The following is a 15635-nucleotide window of genomic DNA, read 5'->3' on the forward strand; positions in this document are numbered from 1 at the left end:
TTAAACTCTTAAATAGATATATCTTTATAAAATCGTTCTTTGAGCATATTAAGATAAATGTTTTATGAATAAACATGCAAAACCCTTTGATCGATCTAGATAAAATAGAATGGAGAGATTATCAGATAAATCTTGCAAAAAAAGCTTTAGGAAAAAATTGTATGATTGTTCTACCAACAGGTCTTGGAAAAACAGTTATTTCTCTAATTGTAGCCTCATCTTGCCTATCTAAATTTGATAATGGTAAAGCACTCATTTTATCGCCTACAAAACCTTTGGTAGAGCAACATTCTCGTTTTTTTAAAAATTCTTTAAAATTAGATGAAGATTTTATCATTACTCTAACGGGTGAGATTCCTCCTAAAAAAAGAGTCGAAAGATGGGATAATGGCAGGATCATCGTATCTACACCCCAAGTAATAGAGAACGATCTTATAAGTAAAAGGATAAACTTGAGAGATGTCGTCCATATAACGTTCGATGAGGCTCATCGTGCCGTTGGTCTTTATTCTTATGTATATATCGCAAAAAGATACATAGAAGAAGGAAGTTTCGTAAATATTCTTGGTATTACTGCTTCACCAGGAAGTAACGTAGAAAACATCGAAGAGATCTGTAAAAATCTTTTCATAGACGAGATTGTAATAAAAGGGGAGAATGATCCGGATATTCTACCTTATACACATAAAAGATCTATCCAATGGATAAGATTGGATTTATCCGACGAGATCAAAGATATAAAAAAACTATTGGATGATCTTATTTATGAAAGGATGGATGATCTTAAATCTCTTGGATTAATAAACTCTCATTATAAAGATTTAACAAAAAAAGAGATTATATCTTTACAAAAATCCGTAAGAAGTTCTCTATTGAATAATCCATCCAACGATCTTTTTTTTGCTGTTTCTATATTGGCAGAGATTTTAAAGGTAAAGCATGCCGTAGAGTTGATAGAGACACAAGGTATCTCTACGTTTAACCGATATTTAGACCGTTTGATGGTAGAGGGGAGATCTAAAGGTGGAAGCAAGGCTGCAAAAAGGATTATATTAGATCCAAGATTCAATAAAGTCTTAGAATTATCTAAAAATATAAATAAAGAGAACAAAAAGATAATTGAGATAAAAAAGATACTTTCTGATCGGTTTAATAGCACACCAGATTCAAGAGTTATAATATTTGCCAATTATAGAGATACGGTAGATATAATTGTAAAGAGCATCGAAGAACTTGAAAATGTCAAACCCGTAAAATTTGTTGGTCAGGCAAAAAAAGAAAATGATAAAGGACTTACTCAGAAAGAGCAGGTAAAAATTCTTGAGGGTTTCAGAAATGGAGATTACAACGTGCTTGTAGCTACATCCGTCGCTGAAGAAGGGCTAGACATCCCTGCTACAGATCTAGTTATATTTTATGAGCCAGTTCCTTCAGAGATACGAAGTATTCAGAGAAAAGGAAGGACTGCCCGGAGAAGATATGGGGAGGTTATCTTTTTAATAACAAAAAATACTCAAGACGAAGTATATTATTGGATAAGTATGAACAAAGAGAAGAAGATGCGAAACATTGGAACATTAAATAACAAACAAGATTATAATGATCACAGAAGGCAAAAAAAAGTTTTAGAATATTTTAAAGATGATGAACGGATCAAAGTAATAGTAGATCACAGAGAGCTTAGGTCTAACGTGGCAAAAGCTTTAGAGAATAAAGGAGTAAGTATAGATGTAAAAACTCTTGAAGTAGGAGATTATATAGTGAGCGATAGGACTTGTTTAGAGAGAAAGACTACGCATGATCTTTTAGATTCTTTATTCTCTAAAAATAGGGGATTTTTCGAACAATTAATTAATCTTAAATCGTCTTACGATCGTCCCGTCTTACTAATAGAGGGTAGCGATCTCTATACTATCAGAAATGTATCACCTAATGCAATAAGGGGCTTGTTGAGCTCTATTGTACTTGATTTTAATATACCTATCCTGATGAGTACAGATTACAATGATTCTGCCGAATTAATTTATAGCATGGCCGAACGAGAACAGAAAAAGGAGAAAAGAACACCTGTGGTTCATAGTGGAAAGACAAAAAAGACTTTAAAAGAGAGACAAGAATATATAGTCTCTTCTCTGCCTAACATAGGATTGAGTACAGCAAAATCGTTATTATCTCATTTTGGATCTATCAGATCTATTTTTAATGCAGATAAAGAAGAGTTAATGGATGTTGAGAATATAGGAGAAAAAACTGCAAAAGAGATACGATATATAATAGATAAAGAGTATCAATCATCTTCTTCTGAATAACTTCTATCTTTGATATATAAAAAAGTATAGAAAGGAAAGTTTAATATTTGGCTATATATTGATGAAGAATAAGTCTAAAAAAATAAAATATTATAAGCGTAGATGATTTATATACCCATTATTCCTTCCTATTCAATCTTTCTGTTTTTCTACTTTCCAAGGAGCTGATCTGATACTATCCCTTTCTCTATCTCTTTGGTACCTTCATAGATTTCTACAACCTTGGACGCCCTCCAAAACCTTTCTACATCGTACTCATCGATATATCCATATCCTCCATGAAGTTTTACCGCTTGGTCAGAGACATATACACCCGTCTCTGCCGCGTACCATTTTGCAAGAGCCACATTTTTATGGCTTAATTTCCCATTATCTAATTCCCATGCAGCCTTATAAACAAGTTGCCTGGCTGCTTGTGTTCTCGTCTCCATCTCTGCGATTCTATGCCTTATTGCCTGAAACTTTGCAAGAGGCTGCCCAAATGCCTGTCTCTTCTTGATATAATCAATAATTCTATCTAGCGCACCCTGAGCACCGATGTACGTCCTGCCTCTATTAAAGAATGTCATCGTCTCGTAAAACCCTTTTCCACGTTATCCGACCATGTTTTCTTCAGGAATCTCAACATTATTGAAAGACAATTCTGCTGTATCTGATGCACCCATTCCGGCTTTCCCTTTTATTTTAGTACTTTCGAATCCGTCCCATCCTGTCTCTACTATAAACATACTCTGTCTTCTATGCCGTCGTTCTGCATCAGGATCGGTTACTGCAAGGACAAGGAGATGATCGGCTATTGTTCCGTTGGTTACAAACATCTTGCTACCGTTCAATATCCACGTGTCCCCATCTTTCTCAGCATGCATCGTTGTACAACCGGAAACATCGCTGCCTGCGTTTGGCTCGGTGATCGCTATTCCCATTATTGCATCACCGATAGGAACTGGTGCAAGGTACTTCTCTTTCTGTGCATCACTTCCATACTCGATAAGAACCTCTGCTCCAAGTGTTACAGAAAGAATAAAACCTATCCCAGGATCTGCACGAGTAAACTCTTCCATTATAAAAGCATTGTCGAGAAATCCTAATCCGCCACCGTTGTACTCTTCTGGTATATAACAACCGATGAACCCAAACTTACAGGCTTTTTTCCAAATATCCTTGGGAAACGTCTGTTCTTTATCCATTTTTCTAGCAAGATCACGATCAAATTCTCCCTCTGCGAATTCTTTGGCAGCATTTCTTAAATCTTCTTCTCGTGTTAACTCAAAATCCTTTTTTTTACTCCTTTGCTTAATAATAAATAATTATTAAATCAATCATTCAATATCATCAGATATTTAAATATCGATATCTGGGTTCCCTCCACTGCCAGGAAGTCTACGAGTTGGGTTATTATAATCTCCTATTACATTTAACATTTGTTATTCTGCTGTTAATAAATCTAATTATTTTCATTATTATGTACCTATTTAATAAATAACCATAACAATTATAACAATAAGGTATATTAATAACGATCAATATAAAACATTATATGATTCGTACAGAAAAAAATATAATGAATAAAAAGGATTGGGAAGAGGAGTATGTTAAATATAAAGAGAGAAAAGATCATTTTAAAACTTTATCTGGCATCAATGTGGATAGGCTCTATACACCAGAAGACATTACAGATGTAGACTATAATGAGGACATCGGCTATCCAGGGGTTTATCCGTTTACGAGAGGTCCGTATCCTACCATGTATCGGGGTAGAATCTGGACTTACAGGATGTTTTCAGGTTTCGGTCTGGCTGAAGATACAAACAAGAGATGGCATATGCTTTTGAAAAATGGAGAGACCGGATTAAGCACAGCTTTTGATTTTCCTACCCTTATGGGCAGAGATTCTGATGATCCTCTAGCTATAGGAGAAGTTGGAAAATGTGGTGTTGCGATAGATACTTTTGAAGATTTTAAAAGATTATTTGAAGGAATAAGAACAGATGAGGTCAGCAGCTCCTTCACAATAAACCCACCCGCAGCCATCATTTATGGTATGTATAATGCTCTGGCGGATGTTCAGGGCGTGGATAGAAAGATATTGAGAGGAACTATACAGAACGATATGTTAAAGGAGTTTCATGCCCAGAACACGCTGGTACTTCCTCCACGTCCGTCTCTAAAGATAATAGGAGATATATTTGAGTTTGGTGTCGATGTAAATCCAAAATTTAATCTGATAAGTATATCTGGATATCATATCCGAGAAGCAGGATCTACAGCAGTACAAGAATTGGCTTTTACCCTGGCTGACGGAATGGCTTACGTAGTATTGGCTAAAGAGAGAGGTATTGATCTAAATAAGCTTGGACCACAACTATCTTTCTTCTTCAACAGCCATAACGACTTTTTTGAGGAGGTAGCAAAATTTAGAGCCGCAAGAAGAATTTGGGCAAGGTTTATGAGGGAAGAGATGGGAACAACAAACCCAGAGGCATGGAAACTAAAATTTCACACACAGACGGCAGGATGCAGTTTAACTGCACAGCAACCGTTGAATAACATTGTTAGGACGACGTTGCAGGCGTTTGCTGCTGTCCTTGGTGGGACACAATCCCTCCATACAAACTCGTTCGATGAAGCATGGGCTCTTCCAAGTGATGAAGCAGCGAGAGTGGCTTTAAGGACTCAGCAGATAATTGCTTACGAGAGTAACGTTGCCAATACTATAGATCCATTGGCAGGATCTTATTTTGTTGAGAATCTGACCAGACGAATTGAAGAAAAAGCATTAGAATACATAGATTACATCAAAGAGATGGGAGACGGCAACATTCTTGAGGGAGAGTTTATAGGTATAGATCAAGAATATTTTATTAAAGAGATAGGAGATTCGGCTTACAAGGACCAAAGAAATGTAGAAAAGAGAGAAAGGATTGTAGTTGGAGTAAACGAGTTTGTTTTGGAAGACGAAAAACTTACCGTTCCTTTATTACAGATTAACGAGGAGGAATTAAGAGATATACAGGTTAAACGAATAGAACAAATAAAAGAGAGAAGAGATACTAAAGAAGTAGAATCTTCGTTAGAAGAGATCCAGGCTGCTGCTGATGAAGATAAAAATATAATGCCACCGATAATAAGAGCTATAAAGGCTTTAGCAACGGAGGGAGAGATAATGGGTGTATTAAAAAATGTTTATGGTATCTGGTCTAAACCAACCTTACTTTGAATGAACGGGTGATTTAAAGATGAATATGAATAGAAGCAAGATCAAAATTTTAGTAGCAAAACCGGGACTTGATGGGCATGATAGAGGCGCAAGGGTATTATGCAGGTTTTTCAGAGACTCAGGTTACGAGGTGATATATACCGGATTGCACAAAACAGCCGAAGAGGTTGCTAATGCAGCTTTACAGGAAGATGTAGATGTTTTAGGGATGAGTTTCCTATCGGGTGCCCATGAGAGTTATGTGCCTAAAATTTTAAATCTTCTCAAGAATAATGGGGTAGATCTGAATGAGATAGTAATATTGGTTGGTGGAACGATACCAGAAGAACATTTCAAGAGATTGATCGATCTTGGTGTAGATGGGGTGTTTATTCCAGGCGTACCGCTAAATGAGATATCAGACTTTATAGATCTAAAAATCAAAGAAAAAAGAGATAAAAGTGAGGCTCAACATTATTTTGTTGGTACTAAACTTATACAGAAAAATCCGGTTTAAATGAGAATGGAGTATACTATAATATGATGGTAGAAGAGATAATTGACGGTATCAAAAATAAAGATATAAGAAGTCTTGCAAGAGCAATATCATGGATCGAAAAGGAGAAGGATGAAGGTATAGAACTAATAAAGAATCTCCACCATTATCAAAAAGAGAATACACATATAATTGGAATAACCGGGTTTACTGGAGTTGGAAAAAGTACTCTATTAAGCCGAATAATTGAAAGATATAGATCTATGGGAAAGACTGTCGGGGTGATAGCCATAGATCCGTCCAGTCCTTTTACGGGTGGTGCGTTATTAGGTGATAGGCTTCGGTTGAGTATGTGGACAGATCCAGGGGTTTTTTACAGGAGTGTGAGTAATAGAGGAAGAATGGGTGGATTATCGAGGATGATTGGTGATATTATCACTACTATGAGTGTATTCGGGTTTGATAAGATTATTATAGAGACGGTCGGTGCTGGTCAATCTGAGGTTGATGTTATAAAGATTGTAGATACTTCTGTGGTTGTTTTAATGCCTGGTATGGGAGACAGAGTCCAGTTTGCAAAAGCGGGAATTTTAGAGATAGCAGATATATTCGTAGTAAACAAATCAGATCTCGTCGGTGCGGACAGAGTGAGACAATTCTTGGAGGAGATGCTAAATTTTAAAACAAGTGAAAAACGAGATTCGATGCAAGAAGAATGGAAGATACCTATTATAATGACTATCGGAGAAAGTAATAATTTAAAAGGAATAGATGAGTTAGTAGAAAAAATAGATGAACATTTCGATTATTTGATCAGGATAGGTAGATTAAAAGAGATTCGGAAGAGGAGGGCTAAAAATGAGATAGAGATGCTTGCTAGTGATATCATGCTCAGGATATGTAAAAATCATAGCAGTGATCTCGATGAATATGCCAGTAAAGTTGCAAATAAGGAGATAGACCATTATACAGCGGCTAAGAAGATCGTAGAAAAGATTATGATGGAGAACGCTATATCAAATACAAGCCGCTATACATAAACCTCCTTTTATTTTTTAATATTTCGATCATGAATATATAAAAATAAAATAAAAAATATAAAAGATAGAGGATGTATAGCTGATCTTAACAGATTAATATTCTATTCCCGCTCGACTTTCTACACCACTATCGTAGTAATGTTTTATACTCTCTATCTTGCTTACTAGATCGGCTTTTTGAATAAGAGAATCCATCATATCGGAAGATCCACGGCCTGTTAAGACCAACTCCGTTTTTTCTGGTTTTTTATCTAATAGATCTATTAACTCTTCTTCTTTTAAAAATCCATCTCTTACAGATATTATAATCTCATCGAGTACTATAAGATCATATTTATCTTCTTTGAAGATATTTTCGACGAACGCAACGCCTTTTAAACATTCTTCTCTAAGCTCCTCGCTAGTTACATCTTTATAAAAATGTGGATGCTTTTCTGCAAAACCAAATATCTTAACACCAAGTTTATCTAATACTTTTAGTTCGTTATAACCCCATTTGCTTGGTTCTTTATGGAAATATATCCAACATACGTTAAAATCATGGCCTATCGCTCTTACTGCCAATCCTACAGCCGCGGTCGTCTTACCTTTTCCTGGGCCTGTGTATATCTGAATTAATCCTTTTCTCATCTCGATCATATTACCAATTTTAATTGTTATATTTAAACCTTCTTCATATTTATGAATTATAATTTTCCCAAATTTGGATAAAAAATCATAATCTATTATTAAAATCAATAATGTTAGATTTGATATACAGTATTTTATTAGCGTAGTTACGTAATAATCAGGTTGTACAGCAGATCTACCAATCTTTCAATGATACTATAGGTTAATCCTTTATATGAGCCAATAATACTACCTATACATAGAGTTATTGCTCCAATTCCGCTAAATAACTCACTAACAATCCCAATACAGAGGAAAGATAACAAAATAGGTAGACAACAGAAAGGCATGCTTGTTATAACCTCTGTCAGTGGTAAAAACGAAGATACTATGTTAAATAATATTAAAGGCATTGCAAAGATCACTACTATAAATCCTATTATAAGCCAGGGATTCCGTAGATAAAAGCACCGACTATACATTGTTCAAGTGGGTTTAGACCGAAAAACACATCTTTTGATAGGTTATCCAAATATAGATCTATTTTGAAAACCTTTTTTCTATTTTTATATTACTTAATTATTCTACTATTAATATTTTTTATAACTAAATATCTTTTTATATTGGTATTATTATAAAACTTGATTATAACAAAGAGAAATATAAAAAGGAGTGTTTAATGGATATATCATCGTCGTTTATCGGTTCAGATGTTTTTTCGTTTGTAATTCTGCCTATATGTATATTTTTGCCAGGATAATTGATGTATCCCTTGGAACTATCAGAATTATCTATCTTTCCAAAGGATTGAAATTGTTAGCACCAATAGTCGGTTTTTTGAGACATTGATATGGCTTCTTGCTATAGCCCAAATCATGCAGAACCTCGATAATTTTATCTGTTATCTTGCATATGCAGGCGGTTATGCGATGGGAAATTTTACAGGTATAATTATAGAGAAAGATTGGCCATTGGGAAATAGTTATCGAGATAATTACACAAAAGAATGCTGATGATCTTATTAATTATCTCAGATCGATAGGATGTAGGTTTACAACGGTAGATGGTTATGGTGCCTTTAAACCTGTAAAGATAATATATAGTGTCATAGATCGTAAGAATCTTCCAAGTATTGTAAATATCATAAAAACGTTTAATCCAAATGCATTTTACACTGTTAAAGACGTTAAGTTTGTGCATGAAAAATAAATCCGTTAAATGGAATGAGGCGACGTAACAAATATCAAATTAAATTATTTAGATTACTGAAAAAGTCAAAGTAGCATATTTTGTATACAAAAATTTATATATCGATCTTTTATAATAATCATTATGAAAAAAATATCAAATAGGTCTATCTTTTTTATAATAATACTTCTGATAGCATTATGCATCTCTGTTCTATACATATATTCTAACGATAAGCAGAAAGGAACTATCGAGGTTGAAGGCATAGGCTATGCTACTGCCGTGCCAGATATCGCAGAATTATATATCGGAGTCGAGACAGAAGATATGCAATTAACTGTGGCACAAAATGAGGCTGCTGACGTAATGAGCTCCGTATTTAAAGTTTTGAATAAGAATAAAATATCAGAGAGCGATATCCAGACCATTAATTACTCGATAAGTCCTATATGGGTATGGAATCCGGATAAAGAGGTTAGCGAGTTCAAAGGGTATAAAGTTAAAAATGATATAAAAGTGAAGATAAGAGAGATAGAAAAGATTGGGAATGTGATAGATGACGTAGTTGTTGCAGGTGGTAATAATATACGGATAAACGGAATAAATTTTACCATTGAAGACTTTAACATATACCTTGATGAAGCAAGAGAGAATGCCGTGATAAACGCAGAGAACAAGGCAAGAATGCTGGCAGATAAGACCGATGTCGATCTTGGATCGCCAATAAGGATAACTGTAAAGGAGAATATTCCAGATATACGTGCTAAAAGTCTTGCTTTTCGAGGAAGTATTGAATCCACGCCGATTAGTGCGGGAGAGATGAGTGTTAGTGTATCGGTCCGTATCTTATATGAGATCTTATGATGCCCTGGCCGGGAATTGAACCCGGATCTCTGGCTCCGCAGGCCAAAAGGATAATCCATTACCCCACCAGGGCAGGGTATTAAAAATCATCGATCCATGTTGCATCTTTAATAATCCTTTTCTTAAAAACCTTACCTCTATCTCTCGGATCTCTTGCCTGATGATATTTGAAATATATCTCGTTATCTATCATACCGACGATCTCTATCTTTCCGGTCTTATGGGACATTATATACCTGAATCGTTTTCCAAAACCATCAAGCATATTTTTTGTCTCTTTTATGATACGATAGCCTTTAATTAACGGTACCTGAAAATGTGTTACTCTTTTTACAGGTCTACATTGAAAGACGTAATATGGGCTAACACCGATACTTACCAACTGGTTCATCAGTTCAGCCAAAATTTCTGGATCATCATTCACTCCTTTAAGCAGGACAGTTTGGTTGTTAACCAATACGTTAGATTTTAGTAATAGATCTATAGCGGATATGGCTTCTTCAGTGATTTCTCTTGGATGATTGAATTGAGTAACAATATAAATTCGTCTGTTAGGTACAGAAAATTCTTTAAAGATAGATAACAACTCTTCATCGGTCAATATTCTCTCTGGGAGGCTGACTGGTATCTTTGTACCGAACCTGATAAAACATAGATGATCTATCTCCGAGAGCATCTCTAAAAATTTTCTAATCATCTTTGTAGATAGCGTCAATGGATCTCCGCCACTTATAAGCACGTTACTTATCTCTTCATGCTCCTTGATATAATTTACAGCGTCTCTAAAATTTTGAATTACCTCTCTGCTAGATAAACCTACCAATCTTTTTCTGAAACAGTATCTGCAATAGGTAGCACATCTGTTCGTGGATAAAATCAACGCTGTTTGTGGATATTTATGTTGAAGCCCGATCATCTTTGTATTTTCTGCTTCGCCACTCGTGTCATAGTATCCGGAAGTATCCAGCTCTTCTATAGACGGTACAATCATTCTTCTAATGGGATCTTTTGGATCATTTTTGTCTATAAGGGATAGATAATATCTACTTATACGCATAGGATGCTTATCTATCACCTTTTCCAACGATTCTTTCTCATCTTTAGAAAGTTTTATATAACGATCTAATTCATCGATCGTATCGACTGTTTGGTCGAGCATATAATCCAAAGACATAGATAACACCTCCTTGATTTTTTTAATTGGTTGTACTCATTGCAAACTGTGTTTGTATCAAAAAAGATATTAAGATCTCTTTATATTATAATATTTATTAAACTGATCGTTATTATAATTATCGAAACCTTTATTAATAGTATTTTCGTTATCGTATAAGGTTGAGAGAGAAGAAGGGCGGCTACCGGTACCTTCATGGTACTGAGGAAAGTCCCTCCACTATATAAAACGCGAATATGCGAAAGCATATTACCCGAGAGGGTAGGTTATGGCACAGAAACGATACATCTGCGCGGAATATGACTATGATATGGCACTTAAGCTTTAATTTTGCTATAAAGGGAGAGCAAGAATAAATTTTTAATTGGAAAGCCATTGAGGATCCGTTCAGAAGTGTTGAAACGGCAAATCCTCGCGAGTGAAAGTTTAAGACGATAAGATAAATGCCGCCAAAACAGAAGGGGGCTTACTCTCTTCACTCTCAACCTTCAAATTAAGTAGCATTTTCCATAATAGTCTTCAGAAATCTGATCGAAGTTCCTTTCATAATATTTCACTGCTTTGGGAAGAAAATTCAAGATATCACTAGCAGTCACTCCTCTTGATCCAATTTCTTTAGCGGCTAAATCTCCGGATAATCCATGGATAAAAACTCCAGTTTGAACTGCCTCCTCAATATCTAATCCTTGACAAAACATAGCAGCAATAGTCCCATTCAAAACATCTCCGCTTCCAGCAGTAGCCATTCCAGCTTGCCCGTCAGTATCTCCACTCATATTAATTAAAACTCTTTGATCTGGATATCCGATCAAGGTATGGGACCCTTTCAAAACAATGATAGCTTTTAGCTCCTGGCAAGCTTGTTGTAGAAAGCCTACTCTATCTCGCTCTATATCAACACTTTTTATTTCAGTCTTCCTTAATCCTTTTATAATCCTAGCCATCTCTCCGGTATGAGGAGTGAGAATGGTCGGAGCTTTCCTCTCTTTGACAATTTCTGGATCTTTAGCAATGGCTGTAATTCCATCCCCATCGATCAACAATGGTTTTCCGATCTCTTTAGCTAATTCTCTTATCAAATTTTGAGTCTCCTCATCTATGGATAGACCAGGACCTATTATAACCATCTTTGGAACTCTTCCTTCTACTTCGTCCAAAAGATTATCTTTAGCCTCTAAACTTAGACTTTTTCTACTTGTCTCTTTTTCTTGAGGAAGAAAAACAATTTCCCTCCCACCTACCGCAATATAAGGAGTTAAGGATTTAGGACAAGCTAAGAATGAATATCCTCCCCCTGCCTTTAGAACTGAATAAGCAGATGCGTAAGGAGCCCAATAATAATTTTTTGCTCCAGCAATGGTCAAAACTGGTCCGTAACTGAATTTAGTGGTATTTGCCTCTCTTTTCGGAAGGGGAATTAATTCTGGAAGTTCTACCTTAATCTCTCCCGAATTTTGAAGTTGATATGGGTAAGAAATGTGAGTAAGATACAACTTTCCTCCTTTTCCATATCCTGGATAAAGCAAGTTTCCAATTTTTGGCATGCCAAAGGTGATAGTGTAATTTGCCTGAACTGATATTCCCATCTCTTGACCAGTGTTTCCATTTATTCCAGAAGGGATATCAATGCAAAATACTGGCTTTTTACTCTCATTGATCAACTGGATTACCTCTCTATATATTCCCTCAACATCCCGATCTAATCCTATTCCAAATATGGCATCGATAATTGCATCCGTATTAGATATGTCATCCTTGATTGAATTAATCTTAGCTTTATCTATCTCTATTGAGAATTTAGAAATAATTTCCAGGTTTTTTTTGGCAGGATCTCGGTATTTTTCTCTATCAGTCAAGAGATAAACTTTTATTTCTCCTCCTGAAGAACGGATCTTTCTGGCTACTACAAATCCATCTCCACCATTGTTTCCGCCTCCACAAAAAACTAAAAATTTCTTATTCTTTACTCCCAACTCTTTCTGAATCACATCGTAAGAAGCAATCCCTGCATTTTCCATCAAAATCTCTTGGCTAATTCCATAATCAATAGTCGCTCTTCGATCTAAGTCTCTCATCTCTTCCACTTTACAAACCTTCATTTTTTCCTCCCTTCTTTTCAATATGTCTGGAACTCATTGAAACTCTTTTCATCAAAAATTAAATTTTTATCTAACATTTCTACACACTCTTTTTTTTACTTATTCTTTGTCAAAGGAACTTTTAATTTCTTTTGACAATTCAAACAAAAATTAGAACTTTTTCTGTCTGTTTCAGATAGATTATTGGAAAAATGCATCACACATTTCGGGTCTTTACAATGATTGAGACCGAAAATATGTCCTAATTCATGAATAGCCTCTTTAATAGTTCTTTCTTTGAATACCAAAGATTTAGAAAATGGCAGAGACAAATAGATATCATCTACTAAATTTTCTCTTAATCGGGTTATAGAAATCACTGCAATCTTGGCTAAAGGTGAGGCTACTCCAAATACAAAATTAAAGTCAGGAATATACAGGTCTATATCTGCTATTCCTAACTTTATTTGACCTGATTTTGCTTGTTCTATTCTCTTTAAAATTGTTATAGCTGAATATTGGTTTCGCTGAGGATTAAAAGCATAATTTGGTTTTTCCAAAGCTTGATCTATCTCAACCTTAAAATTAAACCTATTTTCCATCTCTTTTTGAAGATAATCTAATATCTCCCCATCAATTTTACCTATCGGAATAATTAATACTTTTTCCATTTTTCTTAACTTAATTATAAAATTTCCTCCTTTTAATCCACTCAAATCTTCAAAAAAGAACGGATGATATAATTTATGAGAAGATAAAAATATATCAAATCCAATCTTATAAAGAGGTTTTTAGTAACAGATCTATTCCGCTCGTTATTTCTCTTTAAAGATAATTTGGTCTCTTTTTTCACCGATAGATATCATATTAATTTTTATATTACCGATCTCTTCTATCTTTTTGATATATTCTTTAGCCTGTTTGGGAAAGTCATTAAAATTGGTACATGAGCATATCTCCTCATCCCAACCGTCCATCTCTTCGTATATGGGTTTGCATCTCATCAATTCGTAAGAGTCTTCTGGCGGATAATCAAGCACTTTATTATTTAATTCGTAACCGATACATATCTTTAAAGGATCGATACAAGATAATACATCAATCTTTGTCAATACTATATCCGTATAACCGTTTAAATCGATCGCTTTCTTAAATAATAAGCCATCAAACCAACCACATCGTCTAGGCCTATTAGTGGTTGTTCCATACTCTCTTCCTTTTCGTCTAAATAACTCTCCTGTCTCATCATGCACTTCGGTAGGAAAAGGTCCCTCTCCAACTCTTGTCAGATATGCCTTTACGACCCCATATATCTTGTCAATCTTTTTTGGTCCTATACCGAGATACGATGAGACTGCCCCTGCGATAGTATTAGAAGAAGTAACCCATCGTTGTGTTCCATGTATCACATCAAGGAATGTTCCTTGTGCACCTTCTGCAAGAATCTTTTTACCAGTTCTCAATCCCATATTCAGTTCGTACGAGACATCCACTATAAAATCCTTTAAAAATTTTCCAAGATTCAAATATTCGGATATCTTATTTTTATCGGTAACAATGGTAGGATCTCCTCCTAATACCTTAACCATACCTTCTTTAATCGGTGCAATCTTTTCATAAATACTAAAAAATCTATCCTTATCGGTTATATCTATCAATTTAATCTCGTTTCTTAATATCTTATCAGCATAAGCGAATCCTATTCCTCTTTTTGTAGTTCCTATACCACCAATACTGTTCTTCTCGCAGAGTTCGTCCATTTCAATATGATACGGCATTACTATACTTGTTTTTGGATCAATTCCTAAAATTCTTGGTGAAATGTTTATTCCACTCTTTTTCAGGATATTTATCTCATCTTTAAGCGAGGCTGGGTTCATAACTACTCCAGGTCCTATCAAAAGCCTTTTTCCATAAAAAACTCCTGAAGGAATAAGATGAAGTTTGAAGGTTTTGCCACCGATCACAACGGTATGTCCTGCGTTATCTCCTCCTTGAAACCGGACTATGATATCGGCACTCTCTGAAAGATAATCAACAATTTTCCCTTTGCCCTCATCACCAAACTGGGCACCTGTTAATACAGTAAACATTCTAAAATTACCCCTTCTTTTATGATGATGACTCAATATATACCTTTTGATGATATATTTTTCCGATTAAATAAGGCTTGTTTAAGGATAATATTTTGATGAAACCATTTTTTCATACTGCAACCGATTTACTCGATTATCAATATCTCTCCTTCGTAACTCACTGATTGGACCGGTGTAGAGATAAATGGAAGCGAAGGAAGAGGTATTCCCATAAAAGAGCTTTCCTGTGATACTTTTAAAACATAGAAGGTATCGTAACTACTTTCGGATATAGTAAAATGTGCAGTCTCGCCACTTGATATAGTGTAAGACTCGACTACATTGTTGTTTTTTGCATCAATAAGAACAATATTCAGATCTACTGGCATTGTCGTTCCTCCTTCCTGGACATCGACCGCTCTATGCAGTATAACCATGATTGCAGTACCGTTGTTCAGCTGACCAAGCTTATAAAAATCAGCGCTTTCTGCAGAAAGCTCACCATATATTTGAATTGTTACTGCTGCAGCCGTTGTATGAAACGATAGAATAAAGATCAACAGAGATAATACTATAAAAAATCTTGTTCTTCTCATAATCATTCCT

The 15635-nt window shown here is 35.2% G+C and carries 15 protein-coding genes, 1 tRNA gene, 1 other RNA gene and 1 pseudogene; 8 read left to right on the forward strand and 10 right to left on the reverse strand.

From position 1 onward, the window contains the following. Positions 1–86 precede the first annotated feature (86 nt). The gene (locus LPC15_RS04510) at positions 87–2309 is read left to right on the forward strand and encodes a DEAD/DEAH box helicase (protein ID WP_229234191.1); all 2223 of its coding nucleotides are present in this window, start codon (positions 87–89) and stop codon (positions 2307–2309) included. 149 nt (positions 2310–2458) lie between these two features. Here LPC15_RS04510 and LPC15_RS04515 read toward each other — a convergent pair. After that, positions 2459–2887, reverse strand: a pseudogene (locus LPC15_RS04515) (acyl-CoA dehydrogenase family protein); the annotation flags it as partial. 15 nt (positions 2888–2902) lie between these two features. Continuing rightward, the gene (locus LPC15_RS04520) at positions 2903–3610 is read right to left on the reverse strand and encodes an acyl-CoA dehydrogenase family protein (RefSeq protein WP_324255074.1); all 708 of its coding nucleotides are present in this window, start codon (positions 3608–3610) and stop codon (positions 2903–2905) included. 260 nt (positions 3611–3870) lie between these two features. On the opposite strand from LPC15_RS04520, the gene LPC15_RS04525 reads away from it, so the two are divergent. From LPC15_RS04525 to meaB, 3 genes are read left to right on the forward strand one after another with little or no spacing between them, the layout of a single operon-like run. Further along, complete coding sequence (locus tag LPC15_RS04525; RefSeq protein WP_229234193.1) at positions 3871–5526, forward strand: methylmalonyl-CoA mutase family protein; 1656 nt, start codon at positions 3871–3873, stop codon at positions 5524–5526. 19 nt (positions 5527–5545) lie between these two features. Then, on the forward strand, positions 5546–6022 hold the full coding sequence (locus LPC15_RS04530) for a cobalamin B12-binding domain-containing protein (RefSeq protein ID WP_229234194.1): 477 nt from the start codon (positions 5546–5548) through the stop codon (positions 6020–6022). A 23-nt stretch (positions 6023–6045) separates the two neighbouring features. Beyond that, complete coding sequence (meaB, locus tag LPC15_RS04535) at positions 6046–7041, forward strand: methylmalonyl Co-A mutase-associated GTPase MeaB (protein WP_229234195.1); 996 nt, start codon at positions 6046–6048, stop codon at positions 7039–7041. Positions 7042–7134: 93 nt separating this feature from the next. On the opposite strand, the gene LPC15_RS04540 is transcribed toward meaB, so the two are convergent. Together LPC15_RS04540 and LPC15_RS04545 are read right to left on the reverse strand one after the other, a co-directional pair. Further along, positions 7135–7680, reverse strand: a complete 546-nt coding sequence (locus tag LPC15_RS04540; RefSeq protein WP_229234196.1) for a cob(I)yrinic acid a,c-diamide adenosyltransferase — start codon at positions 7678–7680, stop codon at positions 7135–7137. A 137-nt stretch (positions 7681–7817) separates the two neighbouring features. Then, positions 7818–8063: a hypothetical protein gene (locus LPC15_RS04545; RefSeq protein WP_229234197.1), complete on the reverse strand. Its 246-nt coding sequence runs from the start codon at positions 8061–8063 to the stop codon at positions 7818–7820. 462 nt (positions 8064–8525) lie between these two features. Here LPC15_RS04545 and LPC15_RS04550 point away from each other — a divergent pair, with 462 nt between their 5' ends. From LPC15_RS04550 to LPC15_RS04555, 3 genes are all read left to right on the forward strand, one after another. Beyond that, entirely contained in the window at positions 8526–8663 is a 138-nt protein-coding gene (locus tag LPC15_RS04550) for a hypothetical protein (RefSeq protein ID WP_229234198.1), read from the forward strand. Positions 8664–8757: 94 nt separating this feature from the next. Further along, positions 8758–8859 (forward strand): DUF2179 domain-containing protein, encoded by a 102-nt coding sequence (locus LPC15_RS07045; protein ID WP_420709502.1) that lies wholly within the window; start codon positions 8758–8760, stop codon positions 8857–8859. Positions 8860–8982: 123 nt separating this feature from the next. Further along, positions 8983–9702 carry an SIMPL domain-containing protein gene (locus LPC15_RS04555; protein ID WP_229234199.1) on the forward strand — a complete coding sequence of 240 codons (720 nt, stop codon included), beginning with the start codon at positions 8983–8985 and terminating at the stop codon, positions 9700–9702. Here the strand turns inward: LPC15_RS04555 and LPC15_RS04560 are convergent. Continuing rightward, a tRNA-Arg gene (locus tag LPC15_RS04560) sits at positions 9703–9775 on the reverse strand. It abuts the gene before it with no gap. 6 nt (positions 9776–9781) lie between these two features. Next, positions 9782–10876 (reverse strand): KamA family radical SAM protein, encoded by a 1095-nt coding sequence (locus tag LPC15_RS04565; protein WP_229234200.1) that lies wholly within the window; start codon positions 10874–10876, stop codon positions 9782–9784. Positions 10877–11041: 165 nt separating this feature from the next. On the opposite strand from LPC15_RS04565, the gene rnpB reads away from it, so the two are divergent. Beyond that, an RNA gene (rnpB, locus tag LPC15_RS04570) (RNase P RNA component) lies at positions 11042–11357 on the forward strand. 7 nt (positions 11358–11364) lie between these two features. On the opposite strand, the gene LPC15_RS04575 is transcribed toward rnpB, so the two are convergent. The 4 genes from LPC15_RS04575 to LPC15_RS04590 form a co-directional block, all read right to left on the reverse strand. After that, the gene (locus LPC15_RS04575; protein WP_229234201.1) at positions 11365–12975 is read right to left on the reverse strand and encodes an NAD(P)H-hydrate dehydratase; all 1611 of its coding nucleotides are present in this window, start codon (positions 12973–12975) and stop codon (positions 11365–11367) included. Positions 12976–13070: 95 nt separating this feature from the next. After that, complete coding sequence (locus LPC15_RS04580) at positions 13071–13625, reverse strand: archaemetzincin family Zn-dependent metalloprotease (protein WP_229234202.1); 555 nt, start codon at positions 13623–13625, stop codon at positions 13071–13073. 144 nt (positions 13626–13769) lie between these two features. Next, positions 13770–15047, reverse strand: a complete 1278-nt coding sequence (locus tag LPC15_RS04585) for an adenylosuccinate synthase (RefSeq protein WP_229234203.1) — start codon at positions 15045–15047, stop codon at positions 13770–13772. A gap of 128 nt (positions 15048–15175) precedes the next feature. Continuing rightward, positions 15176–15625, reverse strand: coding sequence for a hypothetical protein (locus tag LPC15_RS04590; protein WP_229234204.1), 450 nt, complete (start codon positions 15623–15625; stop codon positions 15176–15178). Positions 15626–15635: the final 10 nt, after the last annotated feature.

Source organism: Candidatus Methanoliparum sp. LAM-1 (assembly GCF_020885915.1).
In the GTDB taxonomy this organism is placed as follows: Archaea; Halobacteriota; Methanoliparia; order Methanoliparales; family Methanoliparaceae; genus Methanoliparum; species Methanoliparum thermophilum.

Coding starts and splice junctions, on each gene's coding strand:
- LPC15_RS04525 (WP_229234193.1), top strand. CDS start 3,871: ATGAATAAAAAGGATTGGGAAGAGGAGTATGTTAAATATAAAGAGAGA.
- LPC15_RS04545 (WP_229234197.1), bottom strand. CDS start 8,063: ATGCCTTTAATATTATTTAACATAGTATCTTCGTTTTTACCACTGACA.
- LPC15_RS04530 (WP_229234194.1), top strand. CDS start 5,546: ATGAATATGAATAGAAGCAAGATCAAAATTTTAGTAGCAAAACCGGGA.
- meaB (WP_229234195.1), top strand. CDS start 6,046: ATGATGGTAGAAGAGATAATTGACGGTATCAAAAATAAAGATATAAGA.
- LPC15_RS04585 (WP_229234203.1), bottom strand. CDS start 15,047: ATGTTTACTGTATTAACAGGTGCCCAGTTTGGTGATGAGGGCAAAGGG.
- LPC15_RS04555 (WP_229234199.1), top strand. CDS start 8,983: ATGAAAAAAATATCAAATAGGTCTATCTTTTTTATAATAATACTTCTG.
- LPC15_RS04550 (WP_229234198.1), top strand. CDS start 8,526: ATGCAGAACCTCGATAATTTTATCTGTTATCTTGCATATGCAGGCGGT.
- LPC15_RS04565 (WP_229234200.1), bottom strand. CDS start 10,876: ATGTCTTTGGATTATATGCTCGACCAAACAGTCGATACGATCGATGAA.
- LPC15_RS04575 (WP_229234201.1), bottom strand. CDS start 12,975: ATGAAGGTTTGTAAAGTGGAAGAGATGAGAGACTTAGATCGAAGAGCG.
- LPC15_RS04580 (WP_229234202.1), bottom strand. CDS start 13,625: ATGGAAAAAGTATTAATTATTCCGATAGGTAAAATTGATGGGGAGATA.
- LPC15_RS04590 (WP_229234204.1), bottom strand. CDS start 15,625: ATGAGAAGAACAAGATTTTTTATAGTATTATCTCTGTTGATCTTTATT.
- LPC15_RS04540 (WP_229234196.1), bottom strand. CDS start 7,680: ATGATCGAGATGAGAAAAGGATTAATTCAGATATACACAGGCCCAGGA.